At 67.7% G+C, this 1,954-nt stretch carries 2 protein-coding genes; both read left to right on the top strand.

All coding sequences use genetic code 11. The features are described 5' to 3' along the window. A partial coding sequence (infB, locus tag NQ160_RS23050) for a translation initiation factor IF-2 (protein WP_257517345.1) occupies positions 1–1,521 on the top strand: 1,521 nt, incomplete at its 5' end. Positions 1,522–1,583: 62 nt separating this feature from the next. Then, the coding region (gene rbfA, locus NQ160_RS23045) for a 30S ribosome-binding factor RbfA (RefSeq protein WP_257517344.1) at positions 1,584–1,954 on the top strand (371 nt) is incomplete at its 3' end.

Raw genomic sequence — 1,954 nt, 5'->3', positions numbered from 1 at the left:
CCGCCGGTCGTGACCGTCATGGGTCACGTCGACCACGGTAAGACGCGACTGCTCGATGCGATCCGTCAGACCAACGTGGTCGCCGGCGAGGCCGGTGGCATCACGCAGCACATCGGTGCATACCAGGTCTGGACCGAGCACGAGGGCATCGAGCGAGCGATCACGTTCATCGACACCCCCGGTCACGAGGCGTTCACCGCCATGCGTGCCCGTGGTGCGCAGGTCACCGACCTCGCGATCCTCGTGGTCGCCGCCGACGACGGCATCATGCCCCAGACGGTCGAGGCCCTCAACCACGCGCAGGCGGCGAACGTGCCGATCGTGGTGGCTGTGAACAAGGTCGACAAGCCCGACGCCAACCCGGCCAAGGTGCGCCAGCAGCTCACCGAATACGGCCTCGTCGCCGAGGAGTACGGCGGCGACGTCATGTTCGTCGACGTCTCCGCTCGCCAGGGCACCAACATCCAGGAACTGCTGGATGCCGTCCTGCTGACGGCCGATGCCGGGCTCGACCTCACGGCGAACCCGAACAAGGCCGCCCGTGGTGTCGCGATCGAGGCCAAGCTCGACAAGGGCCGCGGTTCGGTCGCCACCGTGCTCATCCAGTCCGGAACGCTGCGCGTCGGCGACGCGATCGTCGCAGGCACCGCCTACGGCCGCGTGCGTGCCATGTCCGACGAGAACGGCGACCCGGTCGAAGAGGCCTACCCCTCCCGCCCCGTGCAGGTGCAGGGCCTCAACTCCGTGCCCCGCGCCGGTGACACGTTCATCGTCACCGAAGAGGACCGCCTCGCCCGTCAGATCGCTGAGAAGCGTGAAGCCGCTGAGCGCAACGCCCAGCTGGCCAAGGCCCGCAAGCGCATCTCGCTCGAGGACTTCACCCGCGCTCTGCAGGAGGGCAAGGTCGAGTCGCTCAACCTCATCATCAAGGGTGACGTCTCCGGTGCCGTCGAGGCGCTGGAGGAGTCGCTGCTGAAGATCGAGGTCGACGACTCGGTGCAGCTGCGGATCATCCACCGCGGTGTGGGTGCCGTGACGGAGTCCGACGTGAACCTCGCCACGATCGACAACGCGATCGTGATCGGGTTCAACGTGCGCCCCGACGCCAAGGCACGCGAGCGTGCTCAGCGTGAGGGCGTGGACATCCGGTTCTACTCGGTCATCTACAACGCGATCGACGATGTCGAGCAGTCGCTCAAGGGCCTGCTCAAGCCGGAGTACGAGGAGATCCAGTCGGGCGTCGCGGAGATCCGCGAGGTGTTCCGCTCCTCCAAGTTCGGCAACATCGCCGGTGTCATCGTGCGCTCGGGGACGATCACCCGAAACGCCAAGGCACGCGTCATCCGCGACGGCGTGGTCGTCGCCGACGGCCTGGCGATCGAGTCGCTGCGCCGCTTCAAGGACGACGTCACCGAGGTGCGTACGGACTACGAGGCCGGTATCGGCCTCGGCAAGTTCAACGACATCCAGATCGGCGACGAGATCGAAACCACCGAGATGGTCGAGAAGCCGCGAGGCTGATCACCTGGCGGGGGGTGCCACACGGCGCCCCCCGCCTTCCACCTTTTCAGGGAGACACAACCATGTCGTCAGAGCGTCAGGCCAGAATGGCCGACCGCATCCGCGTGCTGATCGCCGAGCGCCTCGAGAAGGGGCTGCGCGACCCGCGACTGGGGTTCACCACCATCACCGATGTCAAGGTGACGGGCGACCTGCAGCACGCGTCGGTGTTCTACACGGTGCTGGGCACCGAGAAGGAGCGCGCCGACACCGCTGAGGCGCTGAAGGCCGCCACCGGCCTGCTGCGCAGCGAGGTCGGGCGCAAGCTCAGCGTGCGGCTCACCCCCACCCTCGAGTTCATTCCGGACGCGATCCCCGAGAACGCCGGGCACATCGAGGACCTGCTGCGCGAGGCGCGCGAGCGCGACGCGGCCGTGGCCGGTCTCGCCACCGG

It is taken from the genome of Microbacterium sp. zg.Y909 (assembly GCF_024626565.1).
The sequence above is the reverse complement of the archived record's forward strand: the minus strand, read 5'-3'. Positions and strand labels throughout refer to the sequence as shown.